At 47.6% G+C, this 19,576-nt stretch carries 12 protein-coding genes, 1 tRNA gene and 1 pseudogene; 11 read left to right on the plus strand and 3 right to left on the minus strand.

Annotated features, from left to right (window positions below; translation table 11 throughout):
- Positions 1-16 precede the first annotated feature (16 nt).
- A tRNA-Leu gene (locus tag CI959_RS06605) sits at positions 17-98 on the plus strand.
- A gap of 328 nt (positions 99-426) precedes the next feature.
- Here CI959_RS06605 and dprA read toward each other — a convergent pair.
- The 3 genes from dprA to CI959_RS06620 are packed head-to-tail and all read right to left on the minus strand — an operon-like array spanning position 427 to position 3,218.
- Complete coding sequence (dprA, locus tag CI959_RS06610) at positions 427-1,545, minus strand: DNA-processing protein DprA (RefSeq protein WP_057317731.1); 1,119 nt, start codon at positions 1,543-1,545, stop codon at positions 427-429.
- Positions 1,546-1,959: a thioesterase family protein gene (locus CI959_RS06615; RefSeq protein WP_005860009.1), complete on the minus strand. Its 414-nt coding sequence runs from the start codon at positions 1,957-1,959 to the stop codon at positions 1,546-1,548. It lies immediately after the preceding gene.
- Positions 1,959-3,218 carry a peptidase U32 family protein gene (locus CI959_RS06620; RefSeq protein ID WP_011967193.1) on the minus strand — a complete coding sequence of 420 codons (1,260 nt, stop codon included), beginning with the start codon at positions 3,216-3,218 and terminating at the stop codon, positions 1,959-1,961. The genes CI959_RS06615 and CI959_RS06620 overlap by 1 nt, the downstream gene beginning before the upstream one ends.
- Positions 3,219-4,099: 881 nt before the next feature.
- On the opposite strand from CI959_RS06620, the gene CI959_RS06630 reads away from it, so the two are divergent.
- From CI959_RS06630 to CI959_RS06675, 10 genes and pseudogenes are all read left to right on the plus strand, one after another.
- On the plus strand, positions 4,100-5,005 hold the full coding sequence (locus CI959_RS06630) for a DNA-directed RNA polymerase subunit alpha C-terminal domain-containing protein (RefSeq protein ID WP_011967191.1): 906 nt from the start codon (positions 4,100-4,102) through the stop codon (positions 5,003-5,005).
- Positions 5,006-5,104: 99 nt separating this feature from the next.
- Positions 5,105-6,094 carry a tRNA dihydrouridine synthase DusB gene (dusB, locus tag CI959_RS06635; protein WP_011967190.1) on the plus strand — a complete coding sequence of 330 codons (990 nt, stop codon included), beginning with the start codon at positions 5,105-5,107 and terminating at the stop codon, positions 6,092-6,094.
- 369 nt (positions 6,095-6,463) lie between these two features.
- Positions 6,464-6,934: pseudogene (locus CI959_RS06640) on the plus strand (AAA family ATPase); the annotation flags it as partial.
- Positions 6,935-7,022: 88 nt separating this feature from the next.
- Entirely contained in the window at positions 7,023-8,066 is a 1,044-nt protein-coding gene (locus tag CI959_RS06645; protein WP_009016688.1) for a sugar kinase, read from the plus strand.
- A gap of 36 nt (positions 8,067-8,102) precedes the next feature.
- Positions 8,103-8,777 (plus strand): bifunctional 4-hydroxy-2-oxoglutarate aldolase/2-dehydro-3-deoxy-phosphogluconate aldolase, encoded by a 675-nt coding sequence (locus CI959_RS06650; RefSeq protein ID WP_057317730.1) that lies wholly within the window; start codon positions 8,103-8,105, stop codon positions 8,775-8,777.
- Positions 8,774-10,177 carry a glucuronate isomerase gene (uxaC, locus tag CI959_RS06655; protein WP_039848521.1) on the plus strand — a complete coding sequence of 468 codons (1,404 nt, stop codon included), beginning with the start codon at positions 8,774-8,776 and terminating at the stop codon, positions 10,175-10,177. Before CI959_RS06650 ends, uxaC begins: the two co-directional genes overlap by 4 nt.
- A gap of 185 nt (positions 10,178-10,362) precedes the next feature.
- Positions 10,363-13,611, plus strand: coding sequence for a TonB-dependent receptor (locus tag CI959_RS06660; protein ID WP_009016691.1), 3,249 nt, complete (start codon positions 10,363-10,365; stop codon positions 13,609-13,611).
- 41 nt (positions 13,612-13,652) lie between these two features.
- Positions 13,653-15,284: a RagB/SusD family nutrient uptake outer membrane protein gene (locus tag CI959_RS06665; RefSeq protein ID WP_005860022.1), complete on the plus strand. Its 1,632-nt coding sequence runs from the start codon at positions 13,653-13,655 to the stop codon at positions 15,282-15,284.
- A gap of 159 nt (positions 15,285-15,443) precedes the next feature.
- A complete protein-coding gene (locus tag CI959_RS06670) occupies positions 15,444-18,317 on the plus strand; it encodes a GH92 family glycosyl hydrolase (protein WP_009275225.1) in 2,874 nt (957 codons plus the stop codon).
- Positions 18,318-18,338: 21 nt separating this feature from the next.
- Positions 18,339-19,487 (plus strand): alkaline phosphatase, encoded by a 1,149-nt coding sequence (locus tag CI959_RS06675; protein ID WP_057317728.1) that lies wholly within the window; start codon positions 18,339-18,341, stop codon positions 19,485-19,487.
- Positions 19,488-19,576 lie beyond the last annotated feature (89 nt).

A 19,576-nucleotide genomic window follows, 5' to 3' on the forward strand; every position in this document is an offset into this window, starting at 1 on the left:
TGCACACGATTCCAATGCGGCTGTGGTGTAATTGGTAGCCACGTCAGACTTAGGATCTGATGCTTCACGGCGTGGGGGTTCGAGTCCCTTCAGCCGCACAAATCCAGAAATCCTTGTAAGTTCGCTTACAAGGATTTTTTAGTATGGATAAACCTCCTCCATATATACAAGCACTGTGAAGATCAAGGATTACAAACAACATCCAAACTGTTAATTTTAGAAGATTTTGTGCCTATTCTGTATAGTTTCAAATTCAAAAACATTTTTTATACCGGGCAGGCATGTTGTTTAACACAAGTTATACTCAAAACCCTTGACAAAGGGGCTTTACAAGCTTATCTTTGCATTGTGGTTTTTTCATAATAGTATTAGATTTAAGGTTAACAAAGTTTGGTTAGGGCTTGTCGTGAGACAGGCTTTAATTATTTATAGGGGTTTCATTCGTTTATAGATGCTTCCCGGCATCGATTTTATCTTTCCATCCAATTCCAACTCAAAGAGCAGAGAAGATAATTGATGTACCGGAAGATTCAAGGCTACGGACAATTCATTGATATGAGATTCCTTTCGCATTTCCAAGAACGACAAGATCCGTTCACTCTCCTCGTTCTCAGGAAATAATAATTGGGTTTGGACCGGTAACGCGTCCGTCTTTTGAGCGACATCCCAACGCATCGCCATGATTAAATCGTCAGCGCAAGTGATCAAGCCTCCTTTATTCTGCCGGATTAAGCTATTACATCCCTTAGAGTTGATATCCGTTACCCGGCCCGGAAAGGCATAGACATCCCGGCCATACGAGAAAGCGATATCCGCCGTGATCAAAGAGCCTCCTTTCTCCGCCGATTCAATAACGATCGTGGCATCCGCCAGACCGGCTACGATCCGGTTTCGCCGGATAAAGTTCTGCCGATCCGGATTCGTCCCGCTAGGAAAGTCGGTCAATAAACCTCCCCGCTCCAACATCTCGACCGCCGTAGAGCGATGCACGGGAGGATAGATACGATCCAAACCATGCGCCAATACGCCCACCGTGGGCAATTGGTTCTTCAACGCATTCCGATGAGCGCAAATATCGATGCCATACGCGAGTCCGCTAACGACCAATAGATCCGGGAAAATCACGGACAAATCCCGCAATAAACGCTCGGTCACTTCCTGTCCATAAGTGGAGGCCCTACGAGTACCCACAACGCTGATGATATGGGCGGCGTTTAAATCTGCGTTCCCCTTGAAATAAAATAAAACCGGAGCGTCCGGGCATTCCCGCAGACGTTCCGGATAATTCATATCTTTCAAGAAATAGATAGAGATACCGTTCTTTTGGGCAAAAGCCAATTCTTTCTCTGCCCGTAAAAGCACATCCGCCCGCTTAATCTCGGTGATAATCGAATCGCCGATACCCGATATCTTCTCTAGCGACTGGCGCTTTTCCGTAAACACGGCCTCCGCATCTCCCAACGCTTCCAGAAGATGGCGGGCTAGGATATCTCCCACCCCATTAATCATAGTAAGGCCAATTTGGTAAATCTGTTTGTCTGTCATTTATGCTTGTTTTGATTCTATTCGCTTTAGCATCTCATCGAAATATTCTCCTCTGGTTAATTTGCCATTCTCTACGACAACGGATTCCACGACTCCTTTAGTAGCCAGCGCCCCATCGGATTCCCGGTAAATATCTTGCTCGAACACCAGTTTCACCCCTTTCTTATATACATTCAGGCAAGAAGTATACCGATCGCCGCTCCGCAAGGAGTTCTTGAACTGGATATCCACACGGGCCACAAAAGCATCGATGCCCTTCTCATGCATGGCGCCGAAGTTCTCACCCAACGACTCTAGAAACTCATGCCGGGTATGCTCCATATAATGCTGGTAATTGGAGTTATTCACCACGCCTTGCAAATCGCACTCGTAATCGCGAACCTTGTCTGTCAGTTTAAAAATATATTCCTTCATTATCGTAGTTCTTTTTCGATTTGTACTTTCTCCATTTTATAAAGACGATCGGACGGGCGGATCTTCTCGGACATCTTTATCGAGAAGCGTTCCCCTTTCACGGTCTCCTCCACCGGTTTCAGGTCTACCCGGATCTCATCGACGGTCTGCATAACGGCTCCGGTCGTGGGACCCGTTACCAAGATCTCATCGCCTACTCTCAAGGAACCGGACTCCATCTCAAACTCGGCGACACCGATTCCGCTGAAGTATTTGATACCCCGTGCCACGTACACTTTCTTACGGGTAGCACCGGAGCCATATTTACTGCTCCATTCACCCAATCGTTGTCCCAGATAGTAGCCATCCCAGAAACCGCGATTAAAGACCCTGCGCAGACGCTCGTCCCAAACCGCTATCTTTTCCTCATCGAAGGTACCTTCGCAATAAGCCTTGACCGCCTCTTTATAACATTCGGTCACGAGACGCACATACTCCGGCCCGCGGGCACGCCCCTCCAGCTTGAACACACGTACGCCGGCATCCATCATCTTATTCATGAAATGAATCGTCTTCAAGTCCTTCGGCGACATGATATACTGATTCTCCACATCCAGCTCGATCTGGCTATCCTTATCATGCACCGTATAGGCACGACGACAAATTTGCATGCAAGCCCCCCGGTTGGCGGAAGCGTTCATCTCATGCAAACTCAAATAGCATTTACCGGACACGGCCATGCACAAAGCCCCGTGAGCGAACATCTCTATGCGGATCAATTCCCCTTTCGGGCCCTTGATCTGCTGCTTCACGATCTCCTGATAAATCTCATGCACCTGCTTTAAGTTCAATTCGCGAGCCAATACGACCACATCGGCGAAGCGGGCGTAAAACTTCAACGCCTCCACGTTCGAGATATTCAATTGCGTGGATAAGTGCACCTCTTGCCCGATGCTATTTGCGTAACTCATAGCGGCTACATCGGCGGCGATAATGGCGGAGACACCCGCATCCTTAGCGGCATCTATAATCTCCCTCATCAACGGAAGATCCTCACCATAAATAACCGTATTAACCGTGAGATAACTCTTGATACCATGTTCGCCGCAAATAGCGACGATCTTACGCAAATCCTCCGTCGTGAAATTATTCGACGAGCGAGAACGCATATTCAATCCTTCGATACCGAAATAAATGGAGTCGGCCCCTCCTTGTATAGCCGCCATCAACGATTCATAGGAACCGACAGGCGCCATTATTTCAAAATCCTTCTTTTTCAAGGTTATATATTTTAATATTACGGTAGCAAAGGTACGAATAATATTTGAGAAGATTTCTTATAAACGACCCACAGGCCACAGAAAGAGGAAAGACAGGCAAAAGATGTGAAATAATTTAAGACACATGAATTCAGCGATTTATTTTTTGCGCAGACAAATATTCCATCTATCAAGAGATACTTCAAGACCATTCCCTGCAAGAGATTCTTGAACAAGGTATATGGGAGTTAATGAAAGATGATGGGAAGATAATATAAAGTACTGTCTATAAACCTATTGCAGCTTCCTTCTATTTCTCGCTTAGGAAACTGTAGTTTCAACCGGATGAAACTGGCGTTACTTATAGTGGAAACTGACGTTACTTTAGGAACTATGAGTGTATACAAATAAAGGGAGCGTGCGGCTGACTTTTATTCTTCGTCGGGTCTTTGCCGAACCTTCGATCAATTAAAAGTTCAGCCAATCGCCCTTTCCTTTAATAAGGAAAGGACCACAACTCTACATAAAGCCATATAACGCCCGCCCTCACGAAGGACATCCTTTATAAATTGTCTTGACCTTTTAATCTATTATTAACTATAAAACAATTGGCGTATGGACGTTTGTAGCCTTGAAGAGATTCAGAATCTTTTTATTTTTTACGATACTTGTTTTAGCAAGTATTTCCCTGAATTAGAATTTTATTGTAATGAGAAGGAATTCCACGTTCATAGTATTATACGTAAATACAGTGATATAAAGGGAGTATGCTATAATACCACTCATTTCATAATTGAGATGAAACAGGAATACGTGATCTATTTGCCTTTATCGATCGATGCTAAATTCCGTATTTTAACTAAACAGAAAACCTATTACTCGTAATATAACCTTATTTCAATATGCCTGAACTTATTACCATAGAAGAGGCCGCCCGTATCACGGGTTTCCCCAGCGAAGATATCCAATATTGGGCCAAAAGCCATAAAATAACCTCTTACTCCGTGACGAGAGACAGTCGCCTCGTGGATCTGGCCAACCTGCGTGAATTCATCTCCCATATCGAGCATCTGGGAATACAGAAACTATACCTGCAACTGATCATCGAAGACAAGAAAGAAGAGGCCGACGAGATCATCGCCCAACACGATGATTTCCTGTTCTGCCTTCGATCCCTTAAAAACATCTCTCCCCTCCTTAAACAAATTACCGCCGAACTAGCTACATTCATACACGACAAACAAGATCGATACATATTCACAGAAATAACCTCGGGCACCAAAATGCAGGATGTAGCCAAACGTTGCGATATATCCTACGACAGATTGTGCTACCGGTATAAAAACATAGTACTCCGATTACAAGAGAGCACCGGATTTCTGGCTGAATATAAGAAAACAATCAAGTATCAGGATCTGGAGATAGAGCGTTTACGGCTCGAGAACAGGAATATGGAATACGAGTTGAAAAGCCTGTACAAAAAGGCACTTGAAAGCGGTTTGTATATCGAATCTCCCCGATCACTCGTCTCCATACCCCAAAGTGCCGCCAAACGGATATGCCAACCCATCACTAACCTCACCTTGTCTCCCTATATCCGCAAGTGCCTCGCGAAGCTGGAAATAGAAACCATAGAAGATCTGTTACGCTACGCGAAGAAAAAAGGCCTCGACTCATTATTGGATATGCCGGGCTTCGGTACCCTTGGTTTGGATCAGTTGAAGTTCCAGTTGGAGAAGCACAAGATCCTAAATAAAGCGGGGCAATCCGAGCTCTATCAATATATCATAAATGATCCGGATTATTAAAAACACCTGTTCCATCTACCGATCATCTTACGAGATGTAAAAATTATTCCCCAAAAAGAAGTACTTTTGTAATCTCTATTTAGTTAGCAAACAGAAGGTATGAAGATTGGTTCAATAGATTTAGGGGAGCGTCCGGTATTCTTGGCGCCTATGGAGGACGTGACGGATATCTCGTTTCGTTTGATGTGCAAACGCTTCGGAGCGGACATGGTATATACGGAGTTCGTATCGAGCGACGCGTTGATCCGCAGTGTGAACAAAACACAGCAAAAACTAAATGTCTCCGATGATGAGCGTCCGGTCGCTATCCAGATTTACGGCAAGGACGTAGCCTCGATGGTAGAGGCCGCACGTATTTGCGAGGAAGCTCGTCCGGATATTTTAGATATAAACTTTGGTTGCCCCGTAAAGAAAGTAGCGGGCAAGGGAGCCGGGGCCGGCATGCTACGCAATATCCCGTTGATGCTGGAGATCACGAGAGAGGTGGTGAAAGCCGTGAACATCCCCGTCACCGTGAAAACCCGTTTGGGATGGGATGCCGACAACCGCGTTATCGTGGATCTGGCCGAGCAACTACAGGATTGCGGTATCGCCGCCCTCTCCATCCACGGACGTACACGGGCGCAAATGTACACGGGCGAGGCGGATTGGACCTTGATCCGTGCCGTAAAAAATAACCCTCGCATGCAAATCCCTATCATCGGGAATGGCGACGTGACTTCCGCCGAGATATGCAAGCAGCGTTTCGAGGACTATGGCGTAGACGCCGTAATGATCGGTAGGGCTAGCATAGGCCGCCCTTGGATCTTCCGGGAGGTAAAACACTATCTTACGACCGGGGAATTATTGCCACAAGAGCCTTTCTCTTGGTATCTGGATATCCTAAAAAAACAAGTGGAGCAAAGCGTGGAACGATTGGACGAGCGTAGGGGAATCTTACATATTCGCCGTCATCTGGCAGCTACTCCACTCTTCAAAGGTATTACCGATTTCAAGCAAACACGGATCGCCATGCTACGTGCGGAGACTGTTAACGAATTATTCGAAATTATGAATAACATTCCTAAAAAGTACGGAATTTCAGAATAACAAGCTTGATATATATCAAATTGAAACCTATTTGCGATATCTTTACAATAAAATGTTACAAATACTATTGACGCATATTATAAAACCCCTTATATTTGCATCGAGTTTTTTTCATAGTATTTTAGATCTAAGGTTAACAAGTCTTTGCAAGGGGGGAATCGTGAGATTGTTTCATTGAGGAGCAAAAAAAGCCGCATCCATATTGGGACTAGCGGCTTTTTTGTTTTTCCGGACTCTATATCCTAAATCAAGAAACTTATCGTATCTTTGTCAATAGGTCACATTAAATATTTGGCACTATGAACCAGACTATTTATCCCAGTCGGTATACAGAATTTCGAGAAGATTCGCAAGGACGGAGATACCCATAAACTGGCCTCCTCCCTCGAACTGACCTATGATGAAACACACTCCTTGCTGAGAAAGCGTTACGACGGCTATCATTTCGTAGCCAACGTACCGGGTATCTATAACCCTTTCAGCCTGCTGAATACCTTTAAATATATGCGGCCTGAAGATTATTGGTTCGAGACCGGGACACCTTCTTATTTAGTAGAGTTACTCAAGCACACCCATTACGACCTCTATGAGCTGGCAAATACCGAGACCGATGCCGATGTGCTGAACAGTATCGACTCAACCTCTAGCAATCCTGTCCCTGTTATTTACCAAAGCGGCTACCTTACGATCAAGGATTATGATTCTCGCTTTGGTATCTATAAACTAGGATTTCCCAATTTAGAGGTAGAAGAAGGCTTTGTCAAATACCTGCTTCCTTTCTACACCAGTGTTAGCGCCCCAAAGACTCCTTTCGAAATCGGGCGTTTTGTCCGGGAGGTGGAATAAAAAAGCCTATGTTTTCGCACACACGCTATACATTATTCGAAATAAACCCTTACATTTGCGAAAAACATAATACTATACCACCATGAGTAAGAAAGTCATAACTTTCGGAGAGATCATGCTTAGGCTGGCTACTCCGGACTATTTACGCTTTTGCCAAGCCAATCAGTTCAACGCTACTTTTGGCGGAGGGGAAGCGAATGTCGCCGCCTCACTCGCCAACTATGGCATAGAGACTGAGTTTGTAACCCGTTTACCCCAAAATGACATCGCCCGTGCCTGCGTTATGGAATTACGCAAACAGGGTATCGGAACTTCCAAGATCATTTACGGAGGGGAACGGTTAGGCATTTATTTTCTGGAGACCGGAGCGGTCGCTCGTGCCAGCAAGGTGGTATATGACCGGGCTCATTCTTCCATCGCCGAGATCCGACCGGGGATGATCGATTGGAACGAGGTATTCAAGGATGCCTCTTGGTTTCACTGGACAGGTATCACGCCAGCCATATCCGAAGGTGCCGCCAACGTATGCTTGGAAGCGATACAGGCGGCAAACCGATTGGGCATCACGGTATCCTGCGACCTCAACTACCGGAAAAATCTCTGGAAATACGGTAAGACAGCCCATGAGGTCATGCCGGAACTAGTAGCCGGATGCGATATCATCCTAGGAAACGAGGAAGATGCCGAGAAAGTCTTCGGTATCAAGCCCGAAGGTTTTGACGCCGCCGCCACGGAAGGCGAGGTACACGCCGCCTCTTTCCAGTCGGTATGTACCCAATTAATGGCTCACTTCCCACGTGCCCGGAAAGTTATCATCACGCTAAGAGGCTCCATCAATGCCAATCATAACACATGGGGCGGAGTGCTATACGCCGACAACCGGTTGTACGAATCCCGCCGGTATGACATCACCCATATCGTAGATCGTGTAGGTGGAGGCGATTCTTTTATGGGAGGCCTTATTTACGGTTTGCTCTCCTACCCCGGTGACGACCAGAAAGCCTTGGACTTCGCGGTAGCGGCTTCTTGCCTAAAGCACACAATTTACGGAGACTTCAACCAAGTAACCGTAGAGGAAGTAGAAAAACTCATGTCCGGCGACACCTCCGGCCGTGTCTCCCGCTAATTTTCAATTCTCAACTTTCAATTTTTAATTCCCAATATGGCTCAATTCAATAAAATACAAACATTACAGGCTATCATCCAAACCGGAATGGTGCCCGTTTATTATAATAAAGAGGTAGAGATCGCAAAACAAGTTGTAAAAGCCTGTTACGAGGGAGGCGTCAGAGCCTTCGAGTTTACTAACCGGGGAGATTTCGCCCACGAGGTATTTGGCGAGCTGGTAAAATACGCCGCCAAGGAATGCCCGGAATTAGTATTGGGCGTAGGTTCTATCGTAGACCCGGCCACAGCCGCCTTATTCATACAGCTAGGCGCAAACTTCGTAGTCGGCCCGTTGTTCAACCCGGAGATAGCGAAGATATGTAACCGTCGCCTCATCCCTTATACGCCCGGCTGCGGTTCCGTATCCGAGATCGGCTTTGCCCAAGAAACAGGTTGCGACCTTTGCAAGATATTCCCCGCCGGAAATGTAGGAGGTCCCTCATTTGTCAAGAACATAAAGGCACCCATGCCATGGACCCTAATCATGGCTACCGGTGCCGTGGAGCCGACAGAGGAGAATCTATCCGCTTGGTTCAAGGCCGGCGTGACCTGCGTAGGAATGGGATCCAAACTCTTCCCCAAAGAAGCGATAGCGGGAAACGATTGGCAATCCATTACCGATTTATGCCGCAACGCCTTATCTATCATTCAAAAGTATCGCCAAGTATGAAAAACTTTTTAGATCAAGATTTCTTGCTCCAAACCGACACGGCCCGTGAGTTATATCACGAGCATGCGGCGAAGATGCCCATCATTGATTACCATTGCCACCTAGATCCCCGGCAAATAGCGGAGAATCATCAATTCGAGGATCTTACGGAGATATGGCTTGGCGGAGACCATTACAAATGGCGGGCGATGAGAGCAAATGGTATCCCCGAGGAATACATCACCGGAGATAAGCCCTCTTACGAGAAATTCCTTAAATGGGCAGAGACGATGCCTTACACGATGCGAAACCCGCTTTATCATTGGACACATCTGGAACTTAGCCGTATATTTGGAATCCATAAAGTCTTGAATCCGGCTTCCGCCGAGGAAATCTACGCAACTTGTACGGATAAACTGCGTACCCCCGAATATCGTGCGCAAGCCATCATGAAACGGATGAACGTAGAGATTGTTTGTACGACCGACGATCCTATAGACTCATTGGAATTCCATCAAAAAATACGTTCAAGCGGATGCCACACCCGTGTATATCCGGCATGGCGACCGGACAAGGTACTCGCTATCGATAATTTCAAGGCGCTAAATGACTATTTGTCCAAGCTGGAGGCCGCCGCCGATAAGACCATCCTCACCTACAAGCATTTATTGGAGGCATTACAAAAGCGGCATGATTTCTTCGCCGCCCAAGGGTGCCGGTTATCGGACCACGGGTTGGATACTTTCTATGCCGAACCTTATACCGAGCAGGAGATTGAGGTGATTTTCCTCAAGGCTCGTATGGGTAAATCGCTCACGGAGCAGGAAGTTCGCAAATACCGTTCGGCATTGCTATACGAATTGGCGGCAATGGATGCCCGGAGTGGATGGGTACAGCAATTCCATATCGGCGCAAATCGGAATAATAACAAACGGATGTTCAAGTTATTAGGGCCAGACACGGGTTTCGACGCTATCGATGATCAGCCGGTAGCTGTTTCCATGAACCGCTTTTTCAGCCATTTAGATCAAGAAGGGCTGTTAGCGAAAACGATCGTTTACAACCTGAATCCCCGCGACACCGAGTTGATGGTAGCCAATGCCTACAATTTCAACGACGGCAGTGTACCCGGGAAGATGCAATATGGAGCGGCTTGGTGGTTCCTCGATCAGATCAAAGGCATGGAAGATCAGTTAAACGCACTTTCCAGCCTCGGTCTTTTAAGCCGTTTCGTCGGTATGCTGACAGATTCCCGCAGCTTCCTGTCATATCCCCGCCATGAGTATTTCCGCCGGATCCTTTGTAATATGCTAGGCAATGAGATAGAGAAAGGCTTATTGCCCGCCTCCGAGCTTTCCTTCATTGGACAGATGGTGGAGGACATCAGTTACAACAACGCTAAACGATACTTTGATTTCTGATTATTGCAACCCGCATTGCAATGTTACTGCACGCCTGTCGCAGTAACACTGCACGTGCGTTGCAGTAAGGCTGCAACAGCTTTGCAACATTTTATTCACAAACACTTCATAAGACCTTCCACTATACTCGCACATATTACGCCTACTTTTGCGGCAGATTTAGATAAACACTAAAATACGCAAACATGAAACAACGGCTTTATGATTTCATCCCTGTCAAGCATCTATGCGTAGGGATGTCTTTATGTGGCATAGTGGCAGGTACCCAAACCGCTCAAGCTTCTCCCGTCTTCGGGCAATCATCGGGCTTAGAACTTCCGAGTCCCAGCATCTACCAACAAAGTACGAAACAGATTTCCGGTATCGTCAAAGACCAGGCGGGGATTCCTGTAATTGGCGCAAACGTGATCGTAAAAGGGACGACAAACGGAGTAATCACCGGGCTCGATGGAGATTTCCTACTGGAAGTTCCGGAAAACGCTACCTTAGAGATCAGTTATATCGGTTATATGACGCAAAGTATCCCGATAAACGGGAAAACGACCTTCAACATCATCCTAGAAGAAGATACGCAGAAATTGGATGAGGTAGTCGTACTCGGTTATGGAGCGGGGCAACGCAAACAAGATCTCTCCGCTTCCGTGGGCGTGCTGAACAACACGGAAGACCTGGTGGCCCGTCCGGTTACCTCTACCGAAAGTATGTTGCAAGGGCAGTTAGCGGGTGTTACCGTACAAGCGAACGGTGGAGACCCGACAGCTACACCCTCGATCGTGATCCGTGGACAGGGCTCACAGAATGGCGATAACGTATTATGGGTTGTTGACGGTGTCCCCGGCGCACCCATCGCTTCTATGAATGATATCGAGACGATTGTCGTCTTAAAAGATGCTGCCTCCGCCGCTATCTATGGAGCGCAATCCGGAGCCGGAGGTGTTATCTTGGTAACCACCAAGAAGGCGAAAGAGGGCAAGACCTCGTTGAGCTATGACGCGACTTTCGGTGTTCGTAAAGCTAGCAACGTAATCGAGCCGTTAAATGCGGAAGAGCAACTCGAGATGCGAAAACTGTCTTACGCAAACGCAGGGCTTACATTGCCGACCGGTTGGGACTTGACCAAGAACCCATGGGTAGGTACCACACGTACCAACTGGATGGATGAAATATTCCGCACCGCTTTCTACCAACGCCATAACGTAGCCTTGAATGTTGGTTCAGAGAATGCCTCCAACCGTGTTTCATTTGCTTACGATAATGATGAAGGTGTATTGATCAATACTTTCAACAAGAACCTTTCACTTCGTTACAACGGTAAATTCAAACTGAACAAATGGGTGACTATCACCGAAGACGTGGTTTGGAAAAACAACGAAAGCCGTTCAAAAGATACCGACAGTGGTTATACGGGAGTTGTCGCGGCGGCTATGTATATGCCTGCCAGCGCTACGGTTTACAATCCGCTGGATGGTACTTACGGTGGAACAACGACCGAAGACCCGGATTACATCGCCAAATATGGCTCCAACTTCGCGGATATCCACGGAGACGCTGTCAATCCGGTTCGCTTGCTGGAAGCGGAAAACCGCTATGACCGAACCAGCGACATCTGGAGTACGACCAGTCTGGAACTAGCTAATATCGTTACCGGCTTGAAGTTCACGAGCCGTTTCACTTACAACCTGAAGAATAATCTATATAAGAACTTCAGCCCGATCCGTGACGAGGTGGGAAAACCCTCCTTGACAAATAATCTGGATGAAACGACTTACCGTGCAGACGCATGGAAAACGGAAAACACATTGACCTACGACAATACGTTTAATGACATGCACACCGTGGGTGTCTTACTATCCACTACGGCCGATCATTACAGCAAGCGAGGATTAGAGGTTAATGGAAAAGATTTATCTGACGAATCCGCTTATTTACAATATCTATCCTATGCGAATTCCGTTTCCGCAACCGATTATTTGACCGGTCCTGACGCAAACGTATCCTTGATCGCCCGTCTGGCTTATTCCTTCAACGATCGTTACTTCGTTACAGCCTCTTGGCGTCGTGATTACGCAGGCCGTCTACCTAAAGATAATAACTATGGCGACTTTCCTGCCGTAACAGCCGGATGGAAAATCTCTAATGAATCTTTCTTCCCGAAGAGCGAGACACTGAATTTATTGAAGATCCGTGCTTCTTGGGGACGTGTCGGTAATCTAGGATCTATCGGTTATAATTACAAATCAGCTTTATTAGGTAAGAATTATTGGTCGGAGCAGGCACAGTACGGCGTAGAATCGAACAAGATTTGGGGTAACTTCGTCTATAACTCTACCGCATTAAATCCCAACTTAACATGGGAAACTTCCGAGCAATGGGACTTAGGTCTAGATGTGAACATGTTCGACAATCGCTTGAGCATGGCATTCGACTATTTCGACAAACGCACGTTCAACTTGATCCAGTCGCAAACGATGAACTGGCCGGGAACGATCGGTATCGATGCCATGTTAGTCAATCAAGGTGAAGTCCGCAACCGAGGTTTCGAGGCGCAAATCAATTGGAACCAACAGGTAAATAAAGATTGGTCGTACTTCGTTTCCGGAAACTTCTCTTATTTAAAGAACTGGGTTTCTGATATTGGCGTAAAGAACGCAGACGGAACTCCGGGCGTTTGGACAGGTATCACCAAAAATGATGCATATTTCGATGGTAGTTATCGTAACCTTCCATATATGTATCAAACAGCCGAAGGAGAACCGCTGGCCTCTTTCTATCTGATCAAGACTGACGGCATTTTTCAAAGCGACGCAGAGGCAGCCGCTTATGTAAACAAAGACGGAAAACGAATCCAACCGGACGCTGTAGCCGGCGATTTGAAATTCGTCGATGCCAATGGTGATGGAGTCATCAATGATGAAGACCGTCAATACTGCGGTAGCGCTACACCTAAAACTACATTCTCATTCTCCGGAGGATTCACTTGGAAGAAGCTTTCCGTAAGCGCTATGTTCCAAGGCGTAGGTGGAGCACAAGCTTTATATGTAGGTAAATATATGGCCTTAAGTGATGTAGAAGGAAACTTCAACCGCTCAAAAGAGATCATGAACGCTTGGAGTCCGTCGAATACAGGGTCGAATATTCCACGCTTATCGAAAAACGACCCGAATAGCAACTTTAGCACACCGTCTGATTGGTATCTGGAGAATGCTTCTTACTTACGTTTGAAGAACTTCACCGTATCCTATGACTTGAGTGATGTTATCAGGAAATGCGCTCACCTGCAAGAACGCAACAGCATGATGTCGGTTTACCTTAGCGGTGAGAACCTCTTCACGATCACGAACTACTCAGGAATGGACCCGGAAACCGGCGGTTGGGATGCCTTGAAGTATCCGGTTTCACGCGTATTCTCTGTCGGAGTCAAATTGACATACTAATCGGGTGTTTTAAAAGATATTCATATTAACAAAGGATCAAAATGAAAAGATATATTACAGTATTAGCATTATCCGCATTGGTTTGTAGTTCTTGTAGCGACTTCCTCGACGTTCAGCCGGAAGGAAACGCAACTACAACCTCCTATTTCTTGAATGATCAACAGGCCATTGATGCCATTGACGGATTATATGAAAGATTCCATCAAGAGGGTTGTTACGGCCGTGAGTTATTCTGGGAACAGGGAGCCGCATGCGACATTGTTTGGGGACGTACGCGCGGTTATAACTCTTTGGCGACCTTAGCCTATACCGGTGATGAATCTCCTCTAAGAGATGTATTCAGCCGTATGTATTCTACTATGTCCCGTGCGAATTGGATCATCCAAGAATTAGTGAAGAAAGAAAAGGGAACGACGCTGACCGCCGTCGAGAAACGCAGCTTGGGCGAAGCTTACTTCAGTCGCGGTTGGGCACATTATCTGATCGCTTATCGGTACGGTACGGATAAACAAGGAGTGCCTTTCGTACGTTACGAGGACTTCCCCGACGATTACGACAACTCCATACCGCCTCAGCAAGCTACCGTTATGGACAATTATAAACTGATCATCGAAGATATGGACAAGGCAATCGCCTACCTTCCAAACTTCGAATCCTATGACGCTGACAACCGGGGCCGGGCACATCAGGCTGCTGCCGTGGCGTTCAAAGCGAAAACTTATGCTTACTGGGCTACTTGGGATGCTACCCAATGGAACAACGTCATCGAGATGGTCAATCAATTAGAGAACAACTACAATCGAGATCTAGCTCCCACATTTGCGGAACTATTCTCGTCTGACTTGAAAGATTATTGGAACGCCGAATATCTCTGGACTATTCCGAGTATCGGTGGCGCACTACCGGGCGGTACCGAATTCCCGGGTATTATCCTTGAGAACAAAGGCTGGGGCAAATATAATGGTTGGGGGCAGATGAAGCCCTCTTACGACATCTACGAAGAAATGGCGAAAGATGGTAAAGGTAATGACCGTTTAGTACGTTCAATCTTGGAATACAACCAAGAGTTCCCGTTCTTCGGCGAGACACGCAAGTTCTGGTCTACCTCCGACCTTGAAGCTGGTTTCATGATCAATAAATACATGGACGCGTTCAAATACTCAGACCCTGTAGGTGAAGGAGCCGTGAGTGCTAACGGAGACTGGCCTACGGTCCGTGTCAATTTCCCGATCATCCGTTTCGCAGAAATGTTATTGTTCCGTGCCGAGGCATATTTAATGACAGGCCAAGCCGATAAAGCAACCGCAGATATCAACCGTATCCGCCTACGCTCCAACTTGGTACCGCTTGCCGGCACCGCCACGATGAAGGATCTATATCACGAACGCCGTTGTGAATTGGCTTTTGAGTTTACAGACCATCTATTCGACTTAAAGCGTTGGAACCGTTCTTCCAATGCCGACATAAAGACATTGGCCGATAAAGAGTTGAACGCACATCCACGTATCCGCAGATATGAAGACCGGGCGAATCCGGAATCCGCGTTCACGATTATTGGTTACGAAGATTACACCAACAAAAACGCCTATCAAGCACATATGATGGTATTCCCGTATCCAAGTGAAGAGATTACTAAATCGAATGGTCAACTGAAGCAGAACGAGGGATATTAACCGGCTCCTTTAAACCGATCAAGGAACGAATAAGATTCAATTACGGGCTGTCTCAGAAAATGAAACAGCCCGTGTTATTTTCTACCGGGTAAAAACGCATATCTCAAATAGGTAGTTTACCTTTGCCAATTGTATAATATAGTAAACAAAAGATACACCATGAGATTAATTCAAACTCTTTCTTCTTGCTTGTGTACAGGGATAATAGCCTTATTCACGGCCTGTAGCCAAGCACCACAATCCCCCATCGATTCCGTGAATCCGTTTATCGGCACGGGATTTCACGGACACACGTATCCCGGGGCCACGGCTCCTTACGGAGCGGTCCAACTCAGTCCGGACACCCGGAAAGGGAATTGGGACGCTTGTTCTGGTTATCATTACAGCGATTCTACCTTAATGGGTTTTTCCCATACCCATTTAAGCGGTACGGGATGTATCGACCTTGGCGATATCCTATTCCGTCCGTCACTCCAGACACCTCTAGCGTTCTCGCACTCGGACGAGAAGGCTTCCCCGGGTTACTACTCGGTGAATCTCAGGGAGGCAGGTGTATTAGCGGAACTTACCACGACCCCGCATGTCGGGATACACCGATATACCTATAAAAAAGGGATAGAGTCTACGTTGGTGGTCGATATGGACCATTTATTGGATAACGAATATATATACGAAGGCTGGGTTAAGCAAACCGGGGAGAATGAGCTTACCGGTATGCGGCGTACCCGGGGCTGGGTAGACAATCAGTATGTCTTCTTTGTAGCGCAATTCTCGCAACCCTTCTCTTCCATGGAACAGCCTTCCGAACGGCAAGCCGTACTTACCTTCGATACGACTACCGGAAAGCCCATCGTCTGCAAAGTCGGGGTATCGATCGTAAATGAGGAGAACGCCCGTCTGAACCTTGAGCAAGAGACGGATTCCTATGGCTTTGATTTCGACGCCATCCATCAAGCGACACGCTCCAATTGGGAAAAAGAACTGGACGTTATCACGGTAGAAGGAGGCACCGAAGCCGAGCGCACGAATTTCTATACGGCGCTATACCATAGCAAGATCATCCCGAATATAGCGAGCGACGTGAACGGACAATACCGCCGTCACGACATGAGCGTAGCGACGATCCCGGCAGGTCGCCGCCAATTCTCCACCTTTTCCACTTGGGACACCTTCCGGGCCTGGCATCCGATGATGACTCTGTTGGATACTACCTTGGTGAATGATATGGTACAGTCTCTCTTGGATATGTACGACGCCAGCGGCGAGCTTCCGTTATGGCCCTTATCGGCAGGCGAGACCGGGACCATGATCGGTTATCACTCCACATCGATTATAGCGGACGCTTATTTGAAAGGTATTCGCGGATATGATGCGGAACACGCTCTCGAAGCGATGAAAATCTCAGCGGAGAAGAATAAGAAAGGAGCGGATTATTATATAAAGGAAGGCTTCATCCCGACGAATATCAAGAAAGAATCGGTTTCCTGCCTATTGGAATTTGCCTACGATGATTGGTGTATCGCACAAATGGCGAAAGCTTTAGGACATATGGATGATTATGAGACGTTCATCAAGCGCTCCCAGAATTTTATCAACGTATTCGACGGTAGTACCCGGTTCTTCCGGGGCAAACGGCAGGATGGGAATTGGGAGACTCCTTTCGATCCATTCGCCATCGGACGTTCCTATACGGAGGCTACGGCCTGGCAATATCGTTTCTTTACCCCGCATGACGTATATGGATTGACCCAGTTGTCCGGAGGCCGGGAGGCGTTCATCGCTGATCTGGATAGCTTATTTATGGTTACCTCCGAGGTAGTCGGCGATCTGGTAGACGTTACAGGATTGGTTGGTCAATATGCGCATGGCAACGAGCCTAGCCACCACATGGCTTACCTATATAGCTATGTGGGCCAGCCCTGGAAGACACAGGAATGGACCCGTCGCTTGCTGGACGAGATGTACCAGCCCACGCCGGAAGGTATCATCGGCAATGAGGATTGCGGCCAGATGTCCGCTTGGTATATCTTGAGCAGCCTCGGCTTCTACTCCGTATGTCCGGGTAGCAACCAGTTTATCCTAACGACCCCGTTGTTCGATAAGGCGAACATGAAGCTGGGCAATGGCAAGACATTGGTCATTACCGCCAACCAGCCGGATAAGAACAAGTATATCACGAAGGTTACCTTAAACGGCGAGGAGATATCGCATTGCTACATCACCTACGACCAGTTGATGCAAGGAGGCACACTGGACTTTACGCTCTCGGCGACACCGGACAAGCGTTGGGGAACCGCTCCCGAGTACGCTCCCTATTCCTATACGGAGCAACCTACCGTCTCTATCCCTTACATAGCGAATGATCTGGATTTATTTGAAGGAGAGATTACGGCGGAACTAAAATCCACGACACCCGAGGCGGTTATCCATTACACGCTTGACGGATCGGAACCGGATGAGAACGCTCCGGTATACAGCGAGCCATTCGTCTTAAAAGAGACCACGATTATCAAGGCCAAAGGATATAAAAAGGGATTCGTACCCAGCCGTACGTACTCGATCCAAGCGACAAAAGCCGTATTACGCCCCGCGTTATCCATACAGCCTACGAAGCATGGGGTAGCTTATACCTATTACGAAGGAGAGTTCCAATGGGTAGCCGATCTGCAAAAAGCGAAGGTAGTCGAGACCGGAACAATACCTGAGCCTTCTATCCTGAACGCTAAATTGCCGGATCATTTCGGTTATATCTTCACCGGATATATATACGCACCGGAAGACGGTGTCTATGAGTTCAGTACCCGCTCGGATGACGGTAGCGTCCTCTATATCGGCAAAGAAAAGGTAGTGGACAATGATGCCTCCCACGCCGCCATCGACGCGACGGGACGCATCCCCTTACAAAAAGGCTACCACCCCTTCGCCTTGCATTATTTCGAGGATTACGAGGGTGAGTACCTAGGCTGGAGCTGGCGTACGCCAAGCATGTCCAAACTAGACGCGATCCCAACAGAGAACCTTTATATAAATTGATAATATTAAATACTGAATCATATGAGAAGAACAACTCTATCCGTGCTATCCGCCTTAGCCATCCTGCTATCCGGCATGATCGTTCCGGAGGCCGCGGCACAAAGTCGCCGAGACAAAGAACAAACGTATGTACTAGAGAAACCTTACGAGGTCAAGAAACTAGTCCCCCCTACCGGAAAGAAAATAAAGAACGTGATCCTAATGATCGGCGACGGTATGAGCCTTATGCACATGTATTCCGCTTGGACCGCCAACCGGGGCAAGCTCTGGCTGGACAACTCCCAATACACCGGCCTCTCGAAAACCTATTGCGCCAACCGCCTCATCACCGACTCCGGAGCCGGAGGTACCGCACTGGCCACCGGCCATAAAACGAACTACCATATGGTAGGCGTAGACCCGGAAGGCAAGCCCTTGGAATCTTTGACTACCTTGGCGAATAAGAAAGGCCTGTCAAGCGGCATCGCCGTTACCTGTCGCCTATGGGATGCTACGCCCGCCGACTTCTGCTGCCACAATACGGATCGTGACGCCGAGGCCGAGATCGTAGCGGATTACGTGAACTGTGGCGTCGATTACGTATTCGGCGGCGGCTCCAAGCTATTCGAGAACCGTGCGGACGGTCGCGATTTGTTCAAGGAATTAAGGGAGAAAGGTTACCAGACTCCCCGTAGCTGGGAGGAACTGGCGAAGATCCAAAAAGGCAAGGTATTCTGCGTTACCGATACCGTAGACACCCCGCTTCCCGCCGAGCGAGGCGATCTCTTGGCTCGTGCCTCGATGAAAGCGATCGATCTGCTGGGACAAAACCCGGAAGGTTTCTTCCTGATGGTAGAGGGCTCCCAATTGGATGATTACGGACATTTCAACGATATCGACCTGTTGATGCAAGAGACACATGATTTCGACCGTACGATCGGACGTATCTTCGAATGGGCCGCCCAAGACGGTGAGACATTGGTCGTCGTAACCGCCGATCACGAGACCGGTGGCCTTACCTTGGTGGACGGGGATCTGAACGAGGGCCGTATCGTTTGTAAATTCTCCACCGGAGGGCATAGCGGCGTAATGGTCCCCGTTTATGCTTTCGGCCCGGGCGCCGAGAACTTCACGGGTATTTTCGAGAATACGGACGTGTTCTGGAAGATCAAGAAGCTCCTAAACCTGTAAGATAACCTGACAGCCCGCTGTCAAGCCATCTGACCAACGGCTGTCAAAGGGCGAGGACAACGGCTGTCAAGCCATCTGACAGCCTGCTG

This window comes from Parabacteroides sp. AT13, assembly GCF_002272965.1.
Taxonomy (GTDB): Bacteria; Bacteroidota; Bacteroidia; order Bacteroidales; family Tannerellaceae; genus Parabacteroides; species Parabacteroides distasonis.